The sequence below is a fragment of the Pseudomonas sp. IT-P74 genome (assembly GCF_949768175.1).
Classification (GTDB): domain Bacteria; phylum Pseudomonadota; class Gammaproteobacteria; order Pseudomonadales; family Pseudomonadaceae; genus Aquipseudomonas.
Genome location: NZ_CATKQD010000074.1, coordinates 1 through 281, shown reverse-complemented (window position 1 = coordinate 281; position 281 = coordinate 1). Strand labels below are relative to the sequence as shown.

Here is a 281-nt window from a genome sequence, read left to right as displayed (position 1 = left end):
GTCCGTTGGAGTTCACCCTCTCCGACGGCACCAAAATTACCGTTCCGGCCAATACCGCGACTGGCACGGCGACCATCGCTGCTGCCGACGACGTGTTCACCGGCGGCCAGGCAGCGATCGTCAACAAACTCGAGAGCGTCAGCGGCGCGGACAATTTCGAGAAGTTGACCCTTGGCAAGGACCAACTCACCACCACTGTCACCGACGAACCGGGCTCGGGCACCCCGAGCGACAACCAGGGCGACAAGGTCACCGTCAGCATCGAAGGCAATGGCGGTGTG

Annotated in this window: 1 protein-coding gene; it reads left to right on the top strand. The window is 62.6% G+C overall.

Going from position 1 to position 281, the window contains the following annotated elements:
• Positions 1-281: immunoglobulin-like domain-containing protein (locus ACM6J5_RS24240; RefSeq protein ID WP_414929485.1), on the top strand; the 281-nt coding region annotated here is incomplete at both ends.